At 69.1% G+C, this 21,250-nt stretch carries 20 protein-coding genes; 12 read left to right on the top strand and 8 right to left on the bottom strand.

Annotated elements, in window-relative coordinates; all coding sequences use genetic code 11:
• The first annotated feature begins 152 nt into the window (after positions 1–152).
• From OG381_RS47715 to OG381_RS47700, 4 genes are read left to right on the top strand one after another with little or no spacing between them, the layout of a single operon-like run.
• Positions 153–1,463, top strand: coding sequence for an ABC transporter substrate-binding protein (locus tag OG381_RS47715; protein WP_327722228.1), 1,311 nt, complete (start codon positions 153–155; stop codon positions 1,461–1,463).
• 38 nt (positions 1,464–1,501) lie between these two features.
• The gene (locus OG381_RS47710) at positions 1,502–2,482 is read left to right on the top strand and encodes a carbohydrate ABC transporter permease (protein WP_327722227.1); all 981 of its coding nucleotides are present in this window, start codon (positions 1,502–1,504) and stop codon (positions 2,480–2,482) included.
• Complete coding sequence (locus OG381_RS47705; RefSeq protein WP_327722226.1) at positions 2,479–3,363, top strand: carbohydrate ABC transporter permease; 885 nt, start codon at positions 2,479–2,481, stop codon at positions 3,361–3,363. The genes OG381_RS47710 and OG381_RS47705 overlap by 4 nt, the downstream gene beginning before the upstream one ends.
• 47 nt (positions 3,364–3,410) lie before the next feature.
• Positions 3,411–5,426: a beta-galactosidase gene (locus OG381_RS47700; RefSeq protein WP_327722225.1), complete on the top strand. Its 2,016-nt coding sequence runs from the start codon at positions 3,411–3,413 to the stop codon at positions 5,424–5,426.
• Between the two features lie 25 nt (positions 5,427–5,451).
• Here the strand turns inward: OG381_RS47700 and OG381_RS47695 are convergent, their stop codons facing one another.
• From OG381_RS47695 to OG381_RS47670, 6 genes are read right to left on the bottom strand one after another with little or no spacing between them, the layout of a single operon-like run.
• Positions 5,452–6,339, bottom strand: coding sequence for an SMP-30/gluconolactonase/LRE family protein (locus OG381_RS47695; protein WP_327722224.1), 888 nt, complete (start codon positions 6,337–6,339; stop codon positions 5,452–5,454).
• 14 nt (positions 6,340–6,353) lie between these two features.
• Entirely contained in the window at positions 6,354–7,274 is a 921-nt protein-coding gene (locus tag OG381_RS47690; RefSeq protein WP_327722756.1) for a sugar kinase, read from the bottom strand.
• A 32-nt stretch (positions 7,275–7,306) separates the two neighbouring features.
• A complete protein-coding gene (locus OG381_RS47685) occupies positions 7,307–7,927 on the bottom strand; it encodes a bifunctional 4-hydroxy-2-oxoglutarate aldolase/2-dehydro-3-deoxy-phosphogluconate aldolase (protein WP_327722223.1) in 621 nt (206 codons plus the stop codon).
• Between the two features lie 41 nt (positions 7,928–7,968).
• Positions 7,969–9,114, bottom strand: a complete 1,146-nt coding sequence (gene dgoD, locus OG381_RS47680; RefSeq protein ID WP_327722222.1) for a galactonate dehydratase — start codon at positions 9,112–9,114, stop codon at positions 7,969–7,971.
• The gene (locus tag OG381_RS47675; RefSeq protein WP_327722221.1) at positions 9,111–9,833 is read right to left on the bottom strand and encodes a FadR/GntR family transcriptional regulator; all 723 of its coding nucleotides are present in this window, start codon (positions 9,831–9,833) and stop codon (positions 9,111–9,113) included. Before OG381_RS47675 ends, dgoD begins: the two co-directional genes overlap by 4 nt.
• Positions 9,834–9,876: 43 nt before the next feature.
• Entirely contained in the window at positions 9,877–10,620 is a 744-nt protein-coding gene (locus tag OG381_RS47670) for an SDR family NAD(P)-dependent oxidoreductase (protein WP_327722220.1), read from the bottom strand.
• Between the two features lie 168 nt (positions 10,621–10,788).
• Here OG381_RS47670 and OG381_RS47665 point away from each other — a divergent pair, with 168 nt between their 5' ends.
• The 3 genes from OG381_RS47665 (at position 10,789) to OG381_RS47655 (ending at position 14,034) form a co-directional block, all read left to right on the top strand.
• The gene (locus OG381_RS47665) at positions 10,789–12,138 is read left to right on the top strand and encodes an ABC transporter substrate-binding protein (RefSeq protein ID WP_327722219.1); all 1,350 of its coding nucleotides are present in this window, start codon (positions 10,789–10,791) and stop codon (positions 12,136–12,138) included.
• Between the two features lie 64 nt (positions 12,139–12,202).
• Complete coding sequence (locus tag OG381_RS47660; protein WP_327722218.1) at positions 12,203–13,108, top strand: carbohydrate ABC transporter permease; 906 nt, start codon at positions 12,203–12,205, stop codon at positions 13,106–13,108.
• Positions 13,105–14,034, top strand: a complete 930-nt coding sequence (locus OG381_RS47655) for a carbohydrate ABC transporter permease (protein ID WP_327722217.1) — start codon at positions 13,105–13,107, stop codon at positions 14,032–14,034. Before OG381_RS47660 ends, OG381_RS47655 begins: the two co-directional genes overlap by 4 nt.
• A gap of 70 nt (positions 14,035–14,104) precedes the next feature.
• On the opposite strand, the gene OG381_RS47650 is transcribed toward OG381_RS47655, so the two are convergent.
• Positions 14,105–16,153 carry a glycoside hydrolase family 2 protein gene (locus tag OG381_RS47650; RefSeq protein ID WP_327722216.1) on the bottom strand — a complete coding sequence of 683 codons (2,049 nt, stop codon included), beginning with the start codon at positions 16,151–16,153 and terminating at the stop codon, positions 14,105–14,107.
• A 159-nt stretch (positions 16,154–16,312) separates the two neighbouring features.
• Between OG381_RS47650 and OG381_RS47645 the strand changes: the two genes are divergently transcribed.
• Complete coding sequence (locus OG381_RS47645; RefSeq protein ID WP_327722215.1) at positions 16,313–17,602, top strand: cellulase-like family protein; 1,290 nt, start codon at positions 16,313–16,315, stop codon at positions 17,600–17,602.
• A 714-nt stretch (positions 17,603–18,316) separates the two neighbouring features.
• Positions 18,317–18,964: a hypothetical protein gene (locus tag OG381_RS47640; RefSeq protein ID WP_327722214.1), complete on the top strand. Its 648-nt coding sequence runs from the start codon at positions 18,317–18,319 to the stop codon at positions 18,962–18,964.
• A gap of 275 nt (positions 18,965–19,239) precedes the next feature.
• On the opposite strand, the gene OG381_RS47635 is transcribed toward OG381_RS47640, so the two are convergent.
• On the bottom strand, positions 19,240–20,028 hold the full coding sequence (locus OG381_RS47635) for a recombinase family protein (RefSeq protein ID WP_327722755.1): 789 nt from the start codon (positions 20,026–20,028) through the stop codon (positions 19,240–19,242).
• A 55-nt stretch (positions 20,029–20,083) separates the two neighbouring features.
• Between OG381_RS47635 and OG381_RS47630 the strand changes: the two genes are divergently transcribed.
• The 3 genes from OG381_RS47630 to OG381_RS47620 are packed head-to-tail and all read left to right on the top strand — an operon-like array spanning position 20,084 to position 20,999.
• Positions 20,084–20,245 carry a hypothetical protein gene (locus OG381_RS47630; protein ID WP_327722213.1) on the top strand — a complete coding sequence of 54 codons (162 nt, stop codon included), beginning with the start codon at positions 20,084–20,086 and terminating at the stop codon, positions 20,243–20,245.
• The gene (locus tag OG381_RS47625) at positions 20,224–20,415 is read left to right on the top strand and encodes a hypothetical protein (protein WP_327722212.1); all 192 of its coding nucleotides are present in this window, start codon (positions 20,224–20,226) and stop codon (positions 20,413–20,415) included. Before OG381_RS47630 ends, OG381_RS47625 begins: the two co-directional genes overlap by 22 nt.
• Positions 20,416–20,474: 59 nt before the next feature.
• Positions 20,475–20,999 (top strand): hypothetical protein, encoded by a 525-nt coding sequence (locus tag OG381_RS47620; RefSeq protein WP_327722211.1) that lies wholly within the window; start codon positions 20,475–20,477, stop codon positions 20,997–20,999.
• The last annotated feature ends 251 nt before the right edge of the window (positions 21,000–21,250 follow it).

The raw sequence follows: 21,250 nt of genomic DNA, 5'->3' as shown, positions 1-21,250 counted from the left end.
AGGGAGCACACACAGAGTTCACGCTTCCTGGCATCCACCGATCGAGCTTGTTTGATCGTGTTTGATTCTGGTCACTCAGCGGCTGTCTCTCCGCCACCCCCCTCCGGCTGACGCGCCACGCCTGGGTACCGCCAGCCCTGTCAGGAGTCAAAATGCACCATTCATCCCTTGGCCAGCCCATGCCTGCCACCAGCCGCCGCACCGTGCTCCGCGGACTCGGCGGAGCCGCGCTCCTGGGTGCCGGCATCCCCCTGCTCAGCGCCTGCGCCGGCGGCTCCACCTCGTCGGACACCAAGACCGTCACCGTGGGCTCCAACGCGTCCGACGCCGTCCCGAAGAAGGGATACGGCGACGTCTACGCGGCCTTCACCAAGCAGTCCGGGATCGCGGTCGACATCAACACCAAGGACCACAACACCTTCCAGGAGCAGATCAACACCTATCTGCAAGGCACGCCGGACGACGTGTTCCAGTGGTTCGCCGGCTACCGGATGCAGTTCTTCGCGGCCAAGGGCCTCGCCTCCCCGATCGACGACGTATGGAAGACGATCGGGGACAACTTCCCCAGTGCCATGCACGACCTCAGCAAGGGCCAGGACGGCAAGTACTACCTGGTGCCCCTCACCACGTCCCCGTGGGCGGTCTTCTACCGCAAGAGCGTCTTCCAGAAGTACGGCTACGAGGTCCCCACCACGTGGGACGCGTACGTCGCCCTGTGCAAGCAGATGAACAAGGACGGCCTCGTCCCGATCGCGTACGGCGACAAGGACGCCTGGCCGGCGATGGGCTCCTTCGACCAGATCAACTTCCGGGTCAACGGCTACGACTTCCACGTCGAGCTGATGGCGGGCAAGGCCTCCTGGACCGACGCGAAGGTCCGCAAGGTCTTCGACACCTGGGCCGAGACCCTGCCCTACCACCAGGAGGGCGCGGTCGGCCGTACCTGGCAGGACGCCGCCCAGACGCTGGTGGCCAAGAAGGCCGGTATGTACATGCTTGGCATGTTCGTGGCCCAGCAGTTCAGCAACAAGGCCGACCTGGACGACCTCGACTTCTTCCCCTTCCCCGAGATCGACCCGGCGTACGGCCAGGACACCGTCGAGGCGCCGACCGACGGCATCATGCTCAGCAAGAAGCCCAAGAACCACGCCGGTGCCGTCAAGCTGCTCGAATTCCTGGGCACCGCCCAGGCCGAGGAGATCTACCTCAAGGCCGACCCGAGCCTGATCGCCGCCTCCACGAAGGCCGACACCTCCGGCTACAGCGCCCTGCAGAAGAAGGGCTACGAAATGATCACCCAGGCGAAGCACCTCACCCAGTTCATGGACCGTGACAGCCGCCCGGACTTCACCTCCACCGTGATGCAGCCAGCGCTCCAGAAGTTCATCCGCGACCCCAAGGGCATCGACAGCCTGCTGTCCTCGATCGAGCGCCAGAAGAAGACGATCTTCGCCTCCGGCTGAGCCCGACCCCCCTTCTGAAGCGGATGAACACCAACACCATGAGCTCCGAAACGACCACGAAGATCCCGGAGGCGGCCGCGGTGCCGCCTCCGGGCACCGCGACGGCGAAGAGGCGCATCCCCAAGGGCCACCAGCGCCTGCTGACCCGCCGCGACCGGATCACACTCGGCCTGATGGCCGGCGTTCCGACGATCCTGCACGTCGCCCTCGTCTGGGTCACCGCGCTGGCCTCCATCGCCCTCGCCTTCACCACCTGGGACGGCATCGGCTTCGACTCCATCCAGTGGGTCGGGCTCCAGAACTTCAAGGAGCTCTTCGAGCAGAACCCGCAGTTCTGGCCCGCCCTCCAACACAACGTGATCTGGTTCGTCGTCCTGATCGCGATCCCCACGCCACTCGGCCTGTTCCTGGCCGTGCAACTGGACAAGAAGATCCGGTTCAGCCGGGTCTACCAGACGGCCTTCTTCCTGCCCGTCGTGCTGTCCATGGCGGTCATCGGGTTCGTCTGGCAGCTCGTCTACAACCCCGACACCGGCCTGATCAACAGCGTCATCGGGGCCAACGAACCGGGAAAGTACATCGACTGGATCGGCGACCCGGACCTCAACCTCTGGGCCATCCTCATCGCCGCGTCCTGGCGCCACACCGGCTACATGATGATCCTCTACCTGGCCGGCCTGAAGGGCGTCGACCCGTCCCTGCGCGAAGCCTCCTCGCTGGACGGCGCCAACGAGTGGCAGACGTTCAAGAACGTCATCTTCCCGACCCTGCGCCCCACCAACACCGTCGTCCTCGTCGTCACCATCATCGAGGCACTGCGCGCCTTCGACCTGGTCTTCGTCTTCAACAAGGGCGCCGAGGGCACCGAGCTGCTGTCGATCCTGGTCACCAACAACATCATCGGCGAGTCCAGCCGCATCGGCTACGGCTCCGCGATCGCGGTCGTGCTGCTGCTGATCTCGCTCGTTGTGATCATCCCGTATCTGGTGTCCACCTTCCGGAAGGAGCGGCGCGCATGAGCACCACCGTCATGACCAAGGTCCGTACGCCCGTGCGCCCCGCCCGGGTCCTGCTGCACCTCTTCCTCGCGGGCGCGGCGCTGGCCTGGCTCGCACCGCTGCTGTGGGCGATGTACTCGGCGATGCGGCCGTACGCGGAAACCAGTGAGAAGGGTTATGTCTCCTGGCCCGACAAGCTGAGCTTCGACAACTTCACGGACGCGTTCACGCAGTCGGACATGGGGCACTACTTCGTCAACACGATGATCATCGCCGTGCCGGCGGTGCTCGTGACGCTGTTCCTGTCCTCGATGGTGGCCTTCTACGTCAGCCGCTTCGACTTCCGTCTCAACCTCGCCCTGCTGCTGGTCTTCACCGCCGGCAACCTGCTCCCGCAGCAGGTCATCATCACCCCGCTGTACCGCCTGTACCTCCTGGTGGACCTGCCCGGCATCACCATGTCCGGCAAGCTCTACGACTCCGCGCTCGGCCTGGTCCTCATCCACGTCGCGTTCCAGTCCGGCTTCTGCGCCTTCGTGCTCGCCAACTACATGCGCTCGCTCCCGCACGAGCTCACCGAGGCCGCCCTCGTCGACGGCGCCTCCGTGTGGCGCATGTACTGGCAGATCGTCCTGCCCCTGTGCCGACCGGCGATGGCCGCGCTGGGCACGCTGTTGTCCATCTGGATCTACAACGACTTCTTCTGGGCCCTGGTCCTCATCTCCACCGGCGAGAACATGCCGATCACCTCCGCGCTGAACAACCTGACCGGGGCGTACTTCACCGACCCCAACCTGGTGGCCGCCGGTGCCCTGCTCACCGCGATCCCCACCCTGATCGTGTACTTCGTGCTGCAGCGCCAGTTCGTCAGCGGCCTCACTCTGGGCGCCAACAAGGGCTGACACACCCCTACTTGCCCCTCCCCTACACCCCTTCCGGAGTACCACCAGTGAGTACCGCACGCCGTCTTCGCATTCCCGGAATCGCCTACGGAGGTGACTACAACCCCGAGCAGTGGCCCGAAGAGGTCTGGGCCGAGGACATGCGTCTGATGGCCGAGGCCGGGGTGAGCATGGTCAGTGTCGGCATCTTCTCCTGGGCCCTGCTCGAACCGGCCGAGGGCGTCTACGACTTCGCCCGCATGGACAAGATCCTCGACCTGCTCCACGAGAACGGCATCGCCGCCGACCTGGCGACACCGACGGCGGCACCGCCGGCCTGGTTCTTCCGCAAGCACCCGGAGGCGCTGCCGGTCGACAAGGACGGCCGCACACTGTCGTACGGCAGCCGCCAGACCTTCTGCCCGTCCAGCCCCGCCTACCGCCGAGCAGCGCTGCGGATCGCCGGAGCGCTCGCCGAGCGCTACGCCGACCACCCGGCCGTCGCCATGTGGCACATCCACAACGAATACGGCTGCCACAACGACGCCTGCTACTGCGACACCAGCGCCGCCGCCTTCCGCACCTGGCTGCGCGCCCGCTACGGCGACGACCTGGACGCCCTCAACCATGCCTGGGGCACCACGTTCTGGAGCCAGTGGTACTACTCGTGGGACCAGATCCTGCCGCCCCGCGCCACCTCGGCTCCCCCGAACCCCACCCACCGGCTCGACTGGCGCCGCTTCTGCTCCGACGAACTGCTCTCCCTGTGCACCGCCGAACGCGAGGTACTGCTCCGGGCCGCTCCGGACACCCCCGCGACCACCAACTTCCTGGTCCTGCGCACCATCGATGCCCTCGACTACTGGCGCTGGGCACCGGAGCTGGACATCCTCTCCAACGACCACTACCTGCTGTCCGACGACGCGGAGGCCGAGGTCGACATCGCCCTGCACGGCGACCTGATGCGCTCGCTCGCGGGCGGCCCGTGGTTCCTCATGGAGCACTCGACCGGCGCCGTCAACTGGCAGCCCGTCAACCGCGCCAAGCTCCCCGGAGAGATGCGCCGCAACGCGCTCGCACACGTGGCCCACGGCGCCGACGGTATCGCGTTCTTCCAGTGGCGGGCGGCCAAGGCCGGCGCCGAGCAGTGGCACTCGGCGATGCTGCCGCACGCCGGCACCGACAGCCAGATCTGGCAGGACGTCGTCCAACTCGGCGCGGAAATGGGGGCGTTGGCCGAGGTGCGGGGTTCCACCAGCACGGCGCAGGTGGCGATCGTGTGGGACTGGGACGCCCGCTGGGCACTGGAGCTGCCCTCCCAGCCCAGCGGCGAGCTGCGCTACCAGGACCTGGTCCGGGACTGGTACACCCCCCTGTGGCGGGCCGGGGTCGCCGTCGACTTCGTACGCCCCGACGACCCCGGACTCGACCGCTACAAGCTCGTCCTGGCACCCTCGCTGTACCTGGTCGCGGAGGCCGCCGCGGCCAACCTGGCCCGGTTCGCCGAACGCGGGGGCACGCTGGCTGTCGGCTTCCACAGCGGCATGGTCGACGAGAACGCCCATGTGTACCTGGGCGGCTACCCCGGCGCATTCCGTGATGTCCTCGGCGTGGTCACCGACGAGCTCTTCCCTCTGCTGCCCGGCGAGACGACCGGCCTGACCGGCGGCGTGGCGCCGGGTGCCACCGCCGATCTGTGGTCGGAGCGCATCCGGCTGACCGGCGCGCAGGCCGTGGTCTCCCACGCCGACGGCCCGCTGGCCGGCCACCCCGCCGTCACCCGCCACCGGCACGGCGACGGCTCCGCCTGGTATCTGGCCACCCGTCCCGACCCGGACACGCTCGCCGCCCTGCTCGACCGCGTCCGCCGGGAGGCCGGCGTCACGCCGGAGCAGGACGCGCCCGCCGGGATCGAGGTCGTCCGGCGCCGGGGCGCGGAGGCCGACTTCCTGTTCCTCATCGATCACGCCGGAAAGGGCGCCGAAGTACCTGCCGCAGGGGTCGAACTCCTCACCGGCACACCGGTCAAGGGAACGGTCACCGTCCCACCGGGAGGCGTCGCCGTGGTCCGCGAGCCCCGCTGATCCACCTGCCGGTGCGCCCAGCAGGTCAGTGCCGGGCCCGCCAGGAGCAGGCCGGTGTTCCCGCGACCGGTGCGGGAACGCTCAGCACCGCGCCCGAGGCCGCGGTCGGGTTCCGCACCCCGTAGCGGGCCGTGGTGACGTAGAGGCGGTTGTCACCGGGGTGCAGACACACCGACGTGGGGTGGGGGGCGGGCACGGTCAGGGTGTGGAGCAGGTGACCGTCGGGGTGGTAGCGGCGGACTGTGCCGGCACCCCACATCGCGACCCACAGGCAGCCCTCCTCGTCGACGGTCATCCCGTCGGGGCTGCCTTCGCCGTCGCGCAGCCGGGCGAAGGTCTCCGGGTCGGCGACGAGGTCGCCGGAGGCGGGGTCGACCCGGCAGCGCAGGATGGTGCCGACGGCCGTGTCGGCGAGGTACATGGTCGTGCCGTCGGCGGTGAAGGCCGGGCCGTTGGCGATGGTCAGGCCGTCGAGAACGCGCACCACCGTGCCGTCGTGGTCCGTTCGGTACAGGGAGCCCGCGCCGGGGGTGCCGTCGTAGGCCATGCTGCCGGCCCAGAAGCGGCCTGCGGGGTCCGCGACACCGTCGTTCATGCGGCTGGGGACAGGGGTGCGGTCCTCGGGGCAGTCCAGCCATTCCAGTGCGCCGTCCGCGGTGAGCAGCGCGATGCCGGTGCCCGCGGCGGCGATCCACGCCCCGGGCCGGTCCGCCACCGGCGCGACGGCACCCAACGACACGTCGAGCCGGGCCAGTTGGTGCGGGACCGCCGGGTCGGTGCCGTCGCAGAGTTCGAAGAGCCGGCCGCTGAGGATGTCGACGTACACGTACCGGCCGTCGGCCCAGCGGCCGCCCTCGGCGAGTTCGTACGCGCCGTCCACGACGACCGCAGTCGGCGCAGTTGCAGATGTCATGAGGAGTTCTCCGGTCAGCGGATGGTCGTGCCGTCGGGCTCGTCGAACAGGCCGAGTTCGTCCCGTGTCGGCAGGCCCTCCCAGTCACCCCGGGTGGCGACGGCGAAGGCCGCGGTGGTGACAGCCCGGTCCAGCCGGGCGGAAATGTCGGTGCCGTCCAGGAGGCCGGAGAGGTATCCGGCCACGAAGGCGTCGCCCGCGCCGACCAGGTCGACGGCGTCAACTGCTCGCGCAGCACGGTCGGTTGCGCCGTCGGCGGTGAAGACGGTCGCGCCGCGGGCGCCCCGCTTGACGACCACCTCGGTGACGCCTGCCGCCAGCACGCCGTGCACGGCCTCGGACTCGCCCGCACCTCGCGCTTCCCGCACCAGCGGCAGCTCGTCCTCGGAGGCGATGAGCAGGTCGGTGTGGTCCAGGATCGGCCGCAGTGCGGTGCGGGCGCGGTCGGATGACCACAGCCGGGAGCGGTAGTTGACGTCGAGGGATACGGTGACCCCGCTTTCGCGGGCGGTCTTGGCAGCGGCCAGGACCGCCTCGGCCGCCGACGGGCCGAGCGCCGGCGTGATGCCGGTCAGGTGCAGCACGCGGGTTTCGGGGGCCAGCGCGGACAGGACGTCGTCCGGTGTGACCGCTGAACCCGCGGAACCCGTGCGGTAGTAGCTGACGCGGGTCAGCGTTCCCAGGCGAGGTTCGGTCAGCAGCAGTCCGGTGGGCCGACCGGTGTCGTCGGTGACCGCGTGGCCGGTGTCGACGCCCTCGGCGCGCAGCGTGCGCAGGACCAGCGCGCCGAGTTCGTCCGCGCCGACGCGGCCCGCCCAGCGCACCCGGTGGCCGAGCCGCGCGAGGCCGATCGCGACATTGGACTCGGCTCCGGCGACGGACAGACCGAGGCTGCCGCCCAGGCGCAGCGCGCCGTTGGCCCGGAGCGCCGCCATCGTCTCGCCGAAGGTCACGACTTCAGGTGCTGTCACGGCCGCTCCCCGGCGGCCGTCTTACGGAACTCGGCCGCGCGGGCGCGCAGTTGCTCCAGGTCGCCGCCGTCGGCCGCGTCGCCGACGAGGGGTGAGCCGACGCCGACGGCCAGGGCGCCCCGGTCGAGGTAGTCGCGGGCGGCCTGTGCGTCCACTCCTCCGACGGGTACGAAGGGCACCTCGGGGAACGGGTCGCGCAGGGCCTTCAGATAGGCGGGTCCGCCGAAGGAGCCGGGGAAGAGTTTGATCGCGTCGGCGCCTCGGGCGAGGGCGGCTTCGACCTCGCTCGGTGTCAGGGCGCCCATCAGCACGGGTACGCCGTACGCCTCGAGTCCGTCGACCAGTGCCGGGGTGACGAGGTACGCGGCGCCGGCGTCGACCGCGCGGGCGGCGTCCTCGGCCGAGCGAACGGTGCCTGCGCCGAGCAGCGCGTCGGGGCCGAGTTCGGCGCGCGCCTGCCGGATGACGGTCAGGGCGTCGGCGGTGGTCAGCGACACCTCGACGGCCGCGATGCCTTCCTCGGTGAGGGTGCGTACGGTGTTCAGGGCGGCGGCGGGGTCCTTGCCGCGGACGATCGCCAACAGGCGGTGGGCGCCGAGCGATTCCACCAGGTTCATGGGGGCGGGCTCTCCTTGCGGGTGCGGTGTGCGGGCGGCGGTCACCATTCGGTGAAGGCCCCGTCGGCGCCTCGCCAGATGGGGTTGCGCCAGCGGTGTCCGGTCTCGGCGGCGTGGCGTACCGCCTTCTCGTCGATGTCGACGCCGAGACCGGGGCGGGTGGAGGCGATGGCGTACCCGTTCTGGAACCGGAAGGGTTCGGGGTCCATCACGTACTCCAGCAGGTCGGCCTGTTGGTTGTAGTGGATGCCCATGCTCTGTTCCTGGATGAGGAAGTTGGGCACGGAGAAGGCGATCTGGAGGCTGGCGGCCAGAGCGATCGGGCCGAGGGGGCAGTGGGGTGCCATCGTGACGTCGTACGTCTCGGCCATGGCGGCGATGCGGCGCACCTCGGAGATGCCGCCGGCGTGCGACAGGTCGGGCTGGGCAACGGCGATTCCGCTGGCCAGTACCTCGCGGAAGTCCCAGCGGGAGTAGAGGCGTTCGCCGGTCGCGAGGGGAATGCTCGTGGACTCCACCAGGCTGCGCAGGTTGCCCGAGTGTTCCGGCGCGACGGGTTCCTCGACGAACAGCGGGTGCAGTGGCTCCAGTCGGGAGAGCAGTCGGCGCGACATCGCGGTGGAGGCCCGGCCGTGGAAGTCGACCGCGATGTCCCGCTCGTCGCCGAGCACCTCACGGACGGCCGCGACGCGCTCGACGACCTCGGCGGTGCGCGCCGGGGTGTCGATCGGGGCGAGTTCGGCCGAGCCGTTCATCTTGACCGCGGTGAAGCCCGCCTTCATCTGCTCCTCGGCCAGCTCCGCCACCTCGCTGGGGCGGTCGCCGCCGATCCAGGCGTACATCCGCACGCGGTCGCGTACGGGGCCGCCGAGGAGGCGGTGGACGGGGACGCCGTAGGTCTTGCCGGCGATGTCCCACAGTGCCTGGTCGACGCCGGCGACCGCGCTGGAGAGGATGGGGCCGCCACGGTAGAAGCCGCCCTTGGTGAGCACCTGCCAGTGGTCCTCGATGCGCAACGGGTCCCGGCCGATGAGGTAGTCGGCCAGTTCGTGGACGGCGGCGCGTACGGTGTCGGCGCGGCCCTCGATGACGGGTTCGCCCCAGCCGGTGACGCCCTCGTCGGTGGCGATGCGCAGGAACAGCCAGCGCGGAGCCACCAGGAACGTCTCAAGTCCGGTTATCTTCAAGGAAGTTCCTTCGGCAACGGGTCGGTCGCCCGGACGGCCGCCAGGTCGTCGGAGGCCTGCGCCAGGAGGGATTCGACGGCGGCCACTGCGGCGTCGGGATCACCCGCTTCGACCGCGTCCAGCAGTTCCTGGTGCACGGGGATGGAGTCGGAGAAGTGCCGGGCGCCGTGCACGATCCGGTCGCGTACGCGCAGGCCGGCCTCGATGACGACCTCCATCCGGCTGAGCAGTTCGTTGTGGGCGGCGTCCAGCAGGGCTCGGTGGAAGGCGAGGTCCGCTTCGACCATCGCGTCGGCGTCCGTCCCCGCCGCCGCCATCGCCTCCAGCGCCTGCCGCATCGCCTCGAGGTCGGAGGGGGTGCGGCGGGCCGCCGCGAACCGGGCTCCTGCGGGTTCGACGATCGCGCGGACCTCGGCGAGGTCCTCCAGGAAGCCGTCGGTCGGGTCGCTGCTGCCCTGCCAGCGCAGCAGGTCGCTGTCGAGGAGGTTCCAGTCGGCGCGGGGGCGGATGGTCGTGCCGCGTTTCTGCTTCGACTCGAGCAGGCCCTTGGAGGCCAGCACGCGCATGGCCTCGCGGATCACGGTCTTGCTGACGCCGAGTTCCGTCTCGAAGCTGACCGGGTCCACCACGGAGCCCGGGGGGTAGTCGCCGCGGATGATGCGTCGGCCCAGTTCCTCCACGGCCTGGCCGTGCAGCCCCTTGGGGGGATGGGTCACCACGTTCTCCGTTTCCGTATAGGTCCACAAGCGGGGTGTGCGTCGCTCACGAGGACTCCTTCATGACGCTCCATCCTCCATCGACCACGAGGCTGGCGCCGGTCACATAGGAGGCATCCTCCGATGCCAGGAACGCGACGGCGGCCGCCACCTCCTGCGGCTGTCCGAACCGCCGGGCCGCCGTGGCCGCGACACTGCGCTCGCGGTCGGACTCCGGGATGCCGTCCCAAGCGGCGGTCAGGATGGGGCCCGGCAGCACTGTGTTGACCCGGATGTCCGGACCGTACTCGACGGCCAGCTGCCGTCCCAGCGAGCACAGCGCGCCCTTCGCGGCGGCGTAGGCGGCATGGCCGGGCAGCCCGATGACCGCGTGCACCGAGGAGGTCAGCACGACGGAGCCGCGGGCCTCGCGCAGCATGGCCGCGAACGTCTTCATCGCCCGCCAGGCGGGCTTGAGCAGCACGGCCATCTGACCGTCCCACTCGGCCTCGCTCAGTTCGTCGGCGGGCTTGTTGAGCTGGGCGAAGGCGTTGCTGTGCAGCACGTCCAGGCGTCCGTGGTGCTCCTGGACGTGGCGGGCCAGGTGCTCCCAGTCGGCGGCGGAGGTGACGTCGCAGCGTACGTACTCGGCGCGGCCTCCCTGGCCGGTGATGGCGGCCGCGACCTCCTTGCCCGCGGTGTCGTCCACGTCCGTGACCACGACCTGGGCCCCCTCGGCCGCGAGTCTGTGAGCCGTGGCCGCGCCGATCCCGTGGGCGGCGCCGGTGATCACCGCCACGCGGCCGCTCATCCTGCGGCATTCCGTCATCGCGTGTGTCTCCCCTCGTGACTGTCTACGCACCCACCATAGCTGTTTCAATTAATTATGAATATATCTTGACGGGGTGGTGACACCGCTCCGAAACTGACCGGCATGCACCAGGCACCTCCCGTACGAAGCTAGGAAGGACCTCCTCCCATGAGCCGCACCACACCCCGCCACCGAAGCCGGGGCGCACTCGCCGTGACCCTTGCCGCCGCCGCCCTGATGATCTCCGCCTGCGGGGGTTCGACCGGTTCGAAGGACGACCCGGCACTCCAGGAGCCCGCCAAGCCCGGCCAGAAGGTCGACCTGCGCTTCTGGTCATGGGTCCCCGGGGTCGACAAGGCCGTCGACAAATGGAACGCCACCCACCCGGACATCCACGTCAAACTGGAGAAGATCCCGGCGGGCAGCAGCGGTGGCTACGCCAAGATGCGCGCCGCCCTCAAGAGCGGCAACGCGCCCGACCTGGCACAGGTGGAGTACCAGGAGATCCCCTCGTTCCTGCTGGAGAACGGCCTGGTGAACCTGTCCCAGTACGGCGCGGACAAGGACCGGTCGAAGTTCGTGGACTGGCAGTGGCAGCAGGGGGTCTTCGACAAGTCCGTCTACGCGATCCCCCAGGCGTCCGGTCCGATGGGCCTGTTCTACCGCGCTGACCTGTACAAGAAGTGGGGCATCGAACCGCCCGCCACCTGGGAGGAGTTCGCCCAGGCCGCGCAGAAGATCCACGATGCCGACCCGAAGGCCTACATCAGCACCTTCCCCGCCGGCAACTCCGCCTGGTTCACCGCCCTCGCCTGGCAGGCCGGCGCCAAGTGGTTCGGCGTGAACGGCGACACCTGGTCGGTGAACATCGACTCCCCGCAGACCCTCAAGGTCGCCGCCTTCTGGGACGACCTGCGCGGCAAGAAGGTCATCAAGACCGAACCCGACTTCGCCAACGGCTGGTACAAGGACCTGCAGAGCGGTGCCATCACCTCGTGGGTCAGCGCCCAGTGGGGCGACGCCATCATCAGCGGAAACGCTCCTAAGACCAGTGGCAAGTGGGCGGTCGCACCCATGCCGCAGTGGACGAAGGGCGCGAACGTGTCCGCGAACTGGGGAGGATCCTCCACGGCTGTCCTCAAGGGGGCCAAGCACATCCCCGAGGCCCTGAAGTTCGCCGAGTGGCTCAACACCGACCCGGCGAGCGTCGACCTGCTGCTGCAGGGCGGATACGGCTGGCCCGCGGCGGCCGACGGGTACGAGGGCACCTCGCTGGACAAGCCGTCACCGTTCTTCGCAGGCCAGAAGTACAACGAGGTCTTCGCCGAAGCGGACAAGAACATCGACAACTCGTGGAAGTGGATACCGACGATCGACGCCACGTACCAGCACCTCAACGACGGCTTCCAGGCCGCCCTGGCCGGCAAGGGCTCGTTCGTCTCCGCGGTCAAGCAGGCGCAGAAGCAGACCGTCGAGGACCTGAAGAAGAAGGGTCTGAAGGTTTCCACCGGCCAGTGACCGCCTCCGGAGGGCACGACACGGCCGCCGCCGTTCTCCCCTCCGGACTCCAGAAGGACCCCTGATGCCCACCCGAGCGCCCCGCCGCCGCAGAAACCTGGCGCCCGTCGTCTTCGTCGCGCCGTTCCTCCTGCTGTTCCTACTGACCTTCGCCCTCCCCATCGGCTACGCCGTCTATCAGAGCGTCATGGATGTCGAACACACCGGAGCCCTGGGGCTCGGCGGCAGCCATACCGTCTTCGCAGGGCTGCGCAACTACTCCGACGCGTTGTCCGATCACGCCTTTGTCCGCAGCATCGGCCGCGTACTGCTGTTCGCGGCCGTCCAGGTGCCGGTGATGGTCGCGTTGTCCGCCGGGCTCGCGCTGCTGCTGGACAGCGCCTCGGCCAGAGGCGTGCGGTTCTTCCGCGCCGCCTTCTTCCTGCCCTACGGCGTTCCGGGCGTCATCGCGTCCATCCTGTGGGGCTTCCTGTACGTACCGGGAGTCAGCCCCCTCGTGGACGGCATGCGCCACCTGGGGGTGTCGGTCGACCTGCTGGGCGGCGACACAGTGCTGTGGTCCATCGCGAACATCGTCACGTGGGAGTTCGCCGGCTACAACGTGCTGGTCCTCGTCGCCCAGCTGCGCACGATCCCCGCAGAACTGTACGAGGCCGCCCGCATCGACGGCGCCAGTGCGTGGATGACGGTCCGGCACGTCAAACTGCCGCTGCTGCGCCCGGCGCTCATCCTCACCACGGTCTTCACCATCATCGGCACGCTGCAACTGTTCGCGGAACCACTGGTGCTCAAGCCCGTCTCCTCGAGTATCGACAGCGCCTACACACCCAACCTCAGCGCCTACAACGAGGCGTTCACCAACGACAACTACCACCTCGCCGCCGCCGAGGCCGTGTTGCTCGCGCTCGCCGCGTTCGTGCTCTCTTTCGGTTTCCTGCGGCTGATCAACAAGAGAGGTGGGGACGCGTGAGTCTTCAGACACCGGCCCGCACAGTCCCGCCGAAGGGCGGGAAGCCGGACTCCGACGAGAACACGACGCCGCACGGCGGCATCACCGGGGTCACCCCGCGCAGCCGCATCCTGGTCACCGGCCTGCTGGTGGCCGCCGCCGGGTACTTCCTGCTCCCGGTGTACTGGCTGGTGGTGGCATCCACCAAGTCCACCGGCGACCTGTTCGGCAGCTTCGGGTTGTGGTTCTCCCATCCCCAGTTCCTGAGCAACCTGCGCAAGGTGGTCACCTACGACGACGCGATCTACCTGCGCTGGGCCGCCAACAGCATCCTGTACGCGGGCGTCGGCGCCGCCGTGGCGACGCTGCTGGCCGCGATGTGCGGCTACGCGCTGGCCAAGTTCTCCTTCGCCGGACGTGACACGATCTTCAACGTCGTGCTGGGCGGCGTCCTGATCCCCGCCACGGCGCTGGCACTGCCCATGTACCTGCTGTTCAGCGAGGCAGGCCTGGCCAACACCTACTGGGCCGTCCTGCTGCCGAGCTTCGTCAGTCCCTTCGGCGTGTACCTGTGCCGGATCTACGCCGCGGCGTCCATACCGGACGAGGTACTGGAGGCGGCCCGCATCGACGGCGCGGGAGAGATCCGCATCTTCACGGTCGTCGCTCTGCGCATCATGACGCCCGCCCTGGTGACGATCTTCCTCTTCCAGTTCGTCGGCATCTGGAACAACTACTTCCTGCCGCTGGTCATGCTGTCCGACTCCAAGCTGTACCCCATCACGCTGGGTCTGACGTCGTGGCAGTCCTTCGCCGACCGCCAACCGCAGCTCTACCAAATGACCGTCGGAGGCGCCTTGGTCTCCGTCGTCCCTCTGATGATCGCCATGGTCGTCCTGCAGCGCTTCTGGCGCAGCGGTCTGACCGAGGGCAGCGTGAAGGGCTGACGTCGCTGAGAGCCCGACGGCTGGAGGGGGGAGGGGCAGTCTGCCCCTCCCCCCTCCAGCCGTTCTCTGCTCACTCGCCGCCCGGCACCGCCGCCTTCCGGAAGGCGTCGTAGACCAGCTTGGGCCGCTCCTCCGCGAACGTCATCAGGCCCATCACGGAGATCCCGTTGTAGTCCTGGTTGTACCCGGCCCGCTCCTTGTAGTCCTTGAGTACCCAGTAGGTGAACCCGGCGACGAACGCGCTGCGCGCGGTCACTTGGGCCCAGTGCGCGCTGAAGCTCGCCGCCTGCCACTCCTCCGTGCCCTGCGTGGTGTCGGGGCCGTGGGTGCCGGCGACGGACCAGGTGCCGTTCTCGGTGATCAGGATCGGCTTGTCGGGGTACTTCGCGTGCACCGCGTCGAGCGTGGGGCCGAGGTCGGCGTCCTTGCCGTAGAAGTAGCCGAAGTACTCGTTGAACCCGATCACGTCCGCGAGGTCGAAGGCGGGGTCGTTGCTGGTGTTGGAGGCCCAGGTGACGGGACGGGCGGTGAGGTCGACCGCCTTCACTGCCGCCTTCAGGTCGGCGAGCCAGGCCCGGTAGACCGGAGCGCCGGCGGCGTCGATCTCCGACTCGTTCTGGAGGCCCCAAAGGATCACCGAAGGGTGGTTGTGCTGGTTCCACGCCATCGTCAGGGCCAGCGCCCGGGCGAGGCCGTAGCGCTCGGTCTGGAGCTTCTCCTGGGCGGTGTTGAGCCACATGGTGTCGATGTCGTCCATCACCAGTACGCCGTGTTCGTCCGCCCAGTCGTAGACGTAGGGGTGACGGTTGTAGACGCAGTTGCGGATGAAGTTGGCGCCCAGGACCTTGAGCTGCCCCAGTTCCCGGTCGTACTCGGCGGGTGTCATCGCTCTGCCGTGCGCGGCCGTCTCCTCGTGCCAGTTGAGGCCCTTCAGGAAGAGAGGATCGCCGTTCAACCGCAACTGTGCGTCGGCCACGGTCAGTTCACGCACTCCATAGCGGGTGGACAGTGTGTCCACCCGTGGGCCTGACGGCCTGCCGGCGCTCAGGGTGGCGCGGGCGGTGAGCGTGTGCGGTGCGGCCGGGCTCCATCGCGGGGCGCGGGGCACGGGCACCGAAAGGCGTACGACGCCCGCCGATCGGGCCGCGATCCGGGCGGGGACCACGGCGGGCCGGCCACCGCTCTTCCGGCCGGGATCCAGGGTGAGCCAGCCCTCGAAGTCGGACGTACCGTGGTTCTCGACGACCGCACGCGCCTCCAGGTGCCCGTCCGCGGCGGCCACGAGCAGCTTGGCGACGGTGACCTGCGGTACCGCCTCGATCCAGGCCGACCGGGTCAACCCCGCGTAGGGCCAGTAGTCGACCGGCTTGTACGGGATCTCGTGGTCGTCGGTGACCGGCTGCGGGGGCGAGGCCGTGTAGTCGGTGTAGCTCGCCCGGCGGAAGACCCGCACGGCGATCGTCTGGCGGGTGCCCGGCCGGAGCGCCCCCGCCACCGGAAGCGCGAAGGGCGAGTTGGCCCCCTCGTGCTTGCCGAGATGCACGCCGTCGAGCCAGACCTCGGCGCTGTAGCCGACGGCGAGGAACGCGATGCGGACGTGCCGGGCACGCCAGGACGCGGGTACGTCGACGGTGGTGCGGTACCAGGCGTAGCCGTCGGTGAACGCGGTGCCCTTGGCGAAGGGGGCGGTCTCCGAGCCGAATCCGGGAGTGTTCAACAGGTCCCAGGCGGCCGGCACCTCGATGCGGTCCCACGCCCGGTCGTCATGGTGCCGGGACTGCCACCCTTCGTCGGTCCCCTGGTCGGCGGGGTCGAAGCGGAAACGCCAGCGCTTGTCCAGGGACAGGTAGTCGCGGGTGGGCTCATGGGTGCGCCAGCCGTCGAAGGCGGGGAGCACGGTGCCGTACTGGAAGACGACATCGGTGCCGCCGACGTCACGCACATGGGTGCCGGAGGGCTCGGTGGCCGGGTGGGTGTCGAGCACCGGGCCGTTAGCCGCGGCCACGGCCTCGCCGTCCGCCGCTCGCGCGGTCTGCGGCCAGGCCGGCAGAGCGACGGCTGCGACGGCGCCGAGTGCCGTGACGACGGTGCGCCGGGACGGATGGATGGATGGGGTCATGGCGGGCGGCTCCTCGATGCGCATACGTGTTCGTCCGCCCCACAGCCTGGACAACCCGGTTACCCTCGTCAAGGATTATTCATAAATAATGAATTGAGTTAGCGTGGTGCCGCCGAGCCGCCGACGGCGTCCCACCGCACACGAACGACGGGTGACCTCATGACCGCACAGCAGCAGCCCACCCCGGGCGAGACCACGGGCCGACTCGCCATCACCCTGTGGGACTTCAGCTGGTACACACAGGCAGGACCCGGCGAGCCGTTCGCCGACATCGACCGCGCCTTCGCCGAGACGGTGGAGCGCGGCTTCAACACCGTGCGCATCTGCGCCATGCCCTTCCTGCTGTTCTCCGGACGCGTCCACGACCCGGACTCCATCCAGGTCCGCGGCCTGGGCGAGCAGTTCGGACAGCGCACCCGCTGGTACGACGTGCGCGGCGGCTACCCGCTGGACGGCCGCCGACGGCTCGCCGAGCTGTTCGAAGCCGCGGCCCGGCACGACTGCAAGGTGATCGTGTCCTCCTGGGAGTACCAGCAGTCCCCCAGCTTCGCCGACACCGACACCTGGCACCGCGCCCTGGCCGAAGTTCCGGGCCCGGACCGCGCCGAAGCGGTGGCCGAAGGACTCGCCGGGCTGCTCGACTTCCTCAACGAGCGCGGACTGACCGACGCCGTCGCCTACGTCGAGGTCCACAACGAGGTCGACAACTGCGACCTGGTACCGGCCGACGGCACCCCCGGCCACTACGCCCGGCTGCGCGGCCCCCTCGAACGCGCCGTGAAACTGTTGCAGGCACGCCACCCCGCCGTCCCCGTCACCTACTCGCTCGGCGAGCCGTGGCCCGACGAGCTCGAGGACCTGCCCGAGCAGGCGCAGATCGCCCACTTCCACTTCTACGTCTACGGCGTGCTCGGCGCGCTGTACGAGGCGGTCGGACTCGGCCACGGCACCGAGGCGGCGCCCGAGACGGCCGCCTGGCCGACCCCCGAACTGGCCGCCATGCTGCGCCCCGACGCGCCCGCCTTCGCCGACTACCAGCCGGACGAACCCTGGCGGCTGGCGGCCACCGGGATCCCGCGCGAACTGTTCTACGCGCACGACTGGGTGGACCCCGACCGCTGGGACCTGTGGCTCTACGAGAACTACGCGGCACACCGCCAGGCCATGCGGGACACACTGGCCTCCTGGGTCGACTCGGTGGCCGAGTTCGCCCGCCGGCGCGGTGTTCCCGCTGTCCTCGGTGAAGGCGTCGTCGGGTACACCCCGCTCCTGACCCGCTTCGAGGAGGACGCCGTCGGCAAGGACATCGCCGAGTTCGTCGTCGACCGCTGCCTCGATGCCGGTTTCCGCGGCGTCGTCCTGACCTCCAACGCGGCCCCGCACCACCCCATGTGGCACACCGACGCGGACTGGATGCGGCGCGTCAACTCCCGTATCACCGCGGGCTGAACGGGACTCGAAGGCGGCCCGCACGACAACACATCGGCAGGTCAGGGCGCGGCGGTGAGGTCAGCCGCCGCTGCGGCTCGCGCACGTGCAGGCGGGCGGGACGCTCCCGGCCGGGCCGGGGACGTCGTCGTCCAGGGCGAGGACCTCGGGGTGTGGATCGCGGGGCAGGTGGCCGGGTGGGACCGGCTCTTGCCCGGCCAGCAGTACTGCTGGAGACGATCGGGGTGGAACCCGAGAGCGAGACCGTGGCGGTGGTGCCAGTGCGGCGTTCGCAGAGCGACCGCGGCGAGCCGGCAGCATGCCAGACCACGTCGGCGCACACTGAGTGCTGATCACTCCCAGGCGTAAGGCGGTGCGCCCATTCCGGCAATCGGCGCACCGCCTCATCCACCGTCCGTGATGGCGGCCTCGCCCGAGGTCCCGAGAGTCCCATCAGAAGAGCGCGAGGCCTCCTGCGCACTCCCCCGCCCACACCGATGACCGGCTGAGCCGCCCGCGTGCACGTGGCTGCTTCGCCGGTCGTCCTGCTGTTTCATCTCGGCCTGACGCCGCGGGCCGCGGTGGAAAGGGAACTGATTGCCGATGAGGAGGCGGATATGTAGGGCGTGGCAGTGAACTCCGCTCCCCTGATGGGGGAGTGCCCGCCTTTCATCCGTGCGTGCCCGGTGGCCGCGTCTACGATCCGGCTCACCGCCACGTCCCTGGGGGAAAGCCATGAGTGACAAGCAGCCACCGCCGCCCGCCGCCCCGCCGCCCGGCCCGCTGGCCACACCCCCCAAGAGACACCGCACCAACCTGATCATCATCGGGTCGGCTGCAGCGGTCATCGCCGCGGTCATCGCCACGGGGATCATCGTGGTGCAGACTCGCGACGACAAAGACAGTCCCCGCAGCCCGGCACCGCGCGCCACAGCATCAGATGCCACGCTGAACACCGAGGAAGAACAGCAGCCGACGCCGCAGGACACGGATCCGCAGATCAAGAAACTGCAGGAGCGAGCGGTGTACGCGAATGGCACCGCAGTATCCCTGTCCGACTACCAGCGCGGCACATCGACGGCGAACGCCTCACCGGCGAACACCCCGTACGTGTCGTTCACCATTAAGATCGAAAACGGGTCCACGTCGGCCTTCGACGTCGAAACCGGCTACCTCAGCTGCTTCCACGGCGAGGAAAGCCAGCAATCCGAGCAGATCTTCGATGAACGGCTCCACGGACTGCCCGACCTGCGACTGCGACCAGGACGGACAGCGAAGGCGACCATGGCATGCGAGATGCCGAAGGACGAGAGCTACCTGCAGATCGAGTTCACACCCTCATCGGATCTACCACAGACAGTCTTCGCTGGAGATGTGAAATAGGACGGCCTGTCCACTCTTGAGGCCCGACAGTGGTTGCCTCATCGCGTGTTGCCCGGATCGACTCCGTGATGCGCGTGACGTCGACCTTGAACTGGTGTGCTGAATTGACCTTGCCGAGGAGCTCGAACACTTCCATCTGCCTGAAGTTCTGCTGCTGCGTCACCTCGTAGTACCTGAAGCGCTCGCGGAACATCGTCTCAACGTGACGGGTCTGGGGCATGACCCAGATACGCCAGAAACCCGCCACGGGATGATCTTGGAGGCCGGGGCGTTCGCTACAGGGTGTCGGTCGCGAGGGCGTTGACGCGGTTCTCGTACTCGCGGCGAGCCTTGCGCTGCGCCGGGACCGCCGAGGTCCTAGGGGCGCCATCGAGCGGTTGGCAGAGGTCAAGGAGTCGGCGGTGGATCGCGGGCGCGGCGGTGACGCGCAGGGTGTAGCCCTGGCCGCGCCGTACGGTCACGCCCTGATCGAGCGTGGCGCGCTCGGCGGCGTCGAGGTCGGACGCGCGGAGAAAGTCGGCGACCTTGCCCGGCATGTCGAGCACGACCGGTACCTCCGGGGTCAGGGCGTCCGGGGCGGCGGCGGTGTACTCGGGCAGCAGCTCGGCGACGGCGGTTCGGATGGCGCCGCGGCTGACGTGGTGGTCGCGGGCGAGGGCGGCGATGGAGCGGCCTTCCAGGTACGCGGTGCGCACAGCGTCGGTCTTGTCGGCCGCGACGGCGGGGCGGCGTCCGCCCTTGTTGCCCTTCGCCTCGGCGGCGCGCAGTCCGTCGTAGGTCAGCTCTCGCTGGAGGTCGCGCTGGAGTTCGCCGGCGGCGGCGAGGGTCTGCACCATGAACTTCACGGTGGCCAGCAACTCCCCGGTACGTGGGTGGCGGGCGGTGAGGTCCATCGCGGAGAACGCGCCGTCGTGGATGCGCAGGGCGAGGCGGTCGCGGTGCAGGACGTCGAGCACGTCGAGGATGTGGCCGGTGCCGCGCACGAGGCGGAACATCTCGGAGATGTGCACGGCGTCGCCCGGCCGCGCGTACGCCAGCAGCTCGCCGAACTTCGGCCGCTCCAGCGGGTGAAGGCGGCTGGAGGTCCCGGCCCGGATCGGCGACTACTCCGTGGAGACCGTGGAGACCTCCGGTCCTCTGCTGACCCGCCTGCTGCAGGTGTCCGGCCTGGACGCGCGCTGGGTCAGCCCGCCGGGCAAGGGAGACCTCCAGCAGGGCGAGGTCATCATGGAGTCCACCAGCAGGAACAGCTGCGGGCCGTGGCACTGCCGGGCGGTGTGACGATGACGCCGGGCTGGACATTGCAGATACGCCGCTCTGAGCTGGACCGCTCTCTGATGGAGTTGCTGCAGCCGGGCATGTGGGTCGCGGGTATCAAACACGTCCTCGCCGCACGGCAGGCCGGGCAGCCGTGGCCGCACTACCGCAACGAGCACGAGATCTGGGTCTAGGCAGCGCGCTGTTCGATTCAGCGGGCCAGGACGACCAAGTGGGCCTCAGACTAGGTCGCATGTCTGCGCTCTGGAGCCTGCTTGCCGCCCCCACCGGTGCCGTTGCGACCACGCTGATCGGTGTCTTCGCGGGAAGCACGGTCAGTAGGAGAGCGCAAGACAGACATTGGGCCCGGGAGCAGTTGGCGGCAACCTGCGCACGCCTGCTCCGCGAATCGTCAGGGTTACTGGTGAGCCTCAGTGAAGCGGAATCAGCTCGCCCCAGCTCCGTCCCTCAAGGTGTCGTCCACCGGACCACCATTGACTGGCGGCCATGGAATGAAGCCCTGAGCATGGTGAACCTTGTCGCTGACAAGGAGATCGCGGAAGCCGCCCACCTCCTGGACGAGCAGATATGGCGCCTCCACACCAAGGTCAGACGCGGCCTGCTCCCCGAGGAGAACTGGTTCGTTCTGCGTTCAAGTGTGGAGTCAGCGCAAAACGACTTCATCATCACCGCGCGCCGCCGGCTCTCGCCTGCCGGAGGTCCGCTTCGGCGTTTCTCCGGGCGCCCTGCACCCGACGACCCGATCTGGACCGCATGACCTACCCAGTGACAGCGCCGGAGTCCGGCGGACGCTCGAGATCCGTCGTCTCGCGCGACTCGGTCGGGATGCTGCCCGGTGCCCAGCCGAGTACTTCCTCGAAACGGCGGGCGGCAAAGTGGACGGGCAGGCATCCGCTCGGGCGACTTCACGTACGGCTCGAAGGTGCCCGGCTGTCACTCAGAGTGGCCGCGCCACACAAGTTGAGCCAGAACCACTTCACGTGAACGAAGCCCGCCGGGCAAGACGAC

The sequence above is a fragment of the Streptomyces sp. NBC_00490 genome, from assembly GCF_036013645.1.
In the GTDB taxonomy this organism is placed as follows: Bacteria; Actinomycetota; Actinomycetes; order Streptomycetales; family Streptomycetaceae; genus Streptomyces; species Streptomyces canus_F.
Note: the sequence above shows the minus strand (reverse complement) of the source record. Positions and strands in the feature narration are given on the sequence as shown.

Excerpts from the sequence above, each read along its gene's own strand:
- OG381_RS47715 (WP_327722228.1), top strand. The coding sequence starts at position 153 with ATGCACCATTCATCCCTTGGCCAGCCCATGCCTGCCACCAGCCGCCGC.
- OG381_RS47710 (WP_327722227.1), top strand. The coding sequence starts at position 1,502 with ATGAGCTCCGAAACGACCACGAAGATCCCGGAGGCGGCCGCGGTGCCG.
- OG381_RS47705 (WP_327722226.1), top strand. The coding sequence starts at position 2,479 with ATGAGCACCACCGTCATGACCAAGGTCCGTACGCCCGTGCGCCCCGCC.
- OG381_RS47695 (WP_327722224.1), bottom strand. The coding sequence starts at position 6,339 with ATGACATCTGCAACTGCGCCGACTGCGGTCGTCGTGGACGGCGCGTAC.
- OG381_RS47690 (WP_327722756.1), bottom strand. The coding sequence starts at position 7,274 with ATGGCGGCGCTCCGGGCCAACGGCGCGCTGCGCCTGGGCGGCAGCCTC.
- OG381_RS47685 (WP_327722223.1), bottom strand. The coding sequence starts at position 7,927 with ATGAACCTGGTGGAATCGCTCGGCGCCCACCGCCTGTTGGCGATCGTC.
- OG381_RS47670 (WP_327722220.1), bottom strand. The coding sequence starts at position 10,620 with ATGAGCGGCCGCGTGGCGGTGATCACCGGCGCCGCCCACGGGATCGGC.
- OG381_RS47665 (WP_327722219.1), top strand. The coding sequence starts at position 10,789 with ATGAGCCGCACCACACCCCGCCACCGAAGCCGGGGCGCACTCGCCGTG.
- OG381_RS47660 (WP_327722218.1), top strand. The coding sequence starts at position 12,203 with ATGCCCACCCGAGCGCCCCGCCGCCGCAGAAACCTGGCGCCCGTCGTC.
- OG381_RS47650 (WP_327722216.1), bottom strand. The coding sequence starts at position 16,153 with ATGACCCCATCCATCCATCCGTCCCGGCGCACCGTCGTCACGGCACTC.
- OG381_RS47645 (WP_327722215.1), top strand. The coding sequence starts at position 16,313 with ATGACCGCACAGCAGCAGCCCACCCCGGGCGAGACCACGGGCCGACTC.
- OG381_RS47640 (WP_327722214.1), top strand. The coding sequence starts at position 18,317 with ATGAGTGACAAGCAGCCACCGCCGCCCGCCGCCCCGCCGCCCGGCCCG.
- OG381_RS47620 (WP_327722211.1), top strand. The coding sequence starts at position 20,475 with ATGTCTGCGCTCTGGAGCCTGCTTGCCGCCCCCACCGGTGCCGTTGCG.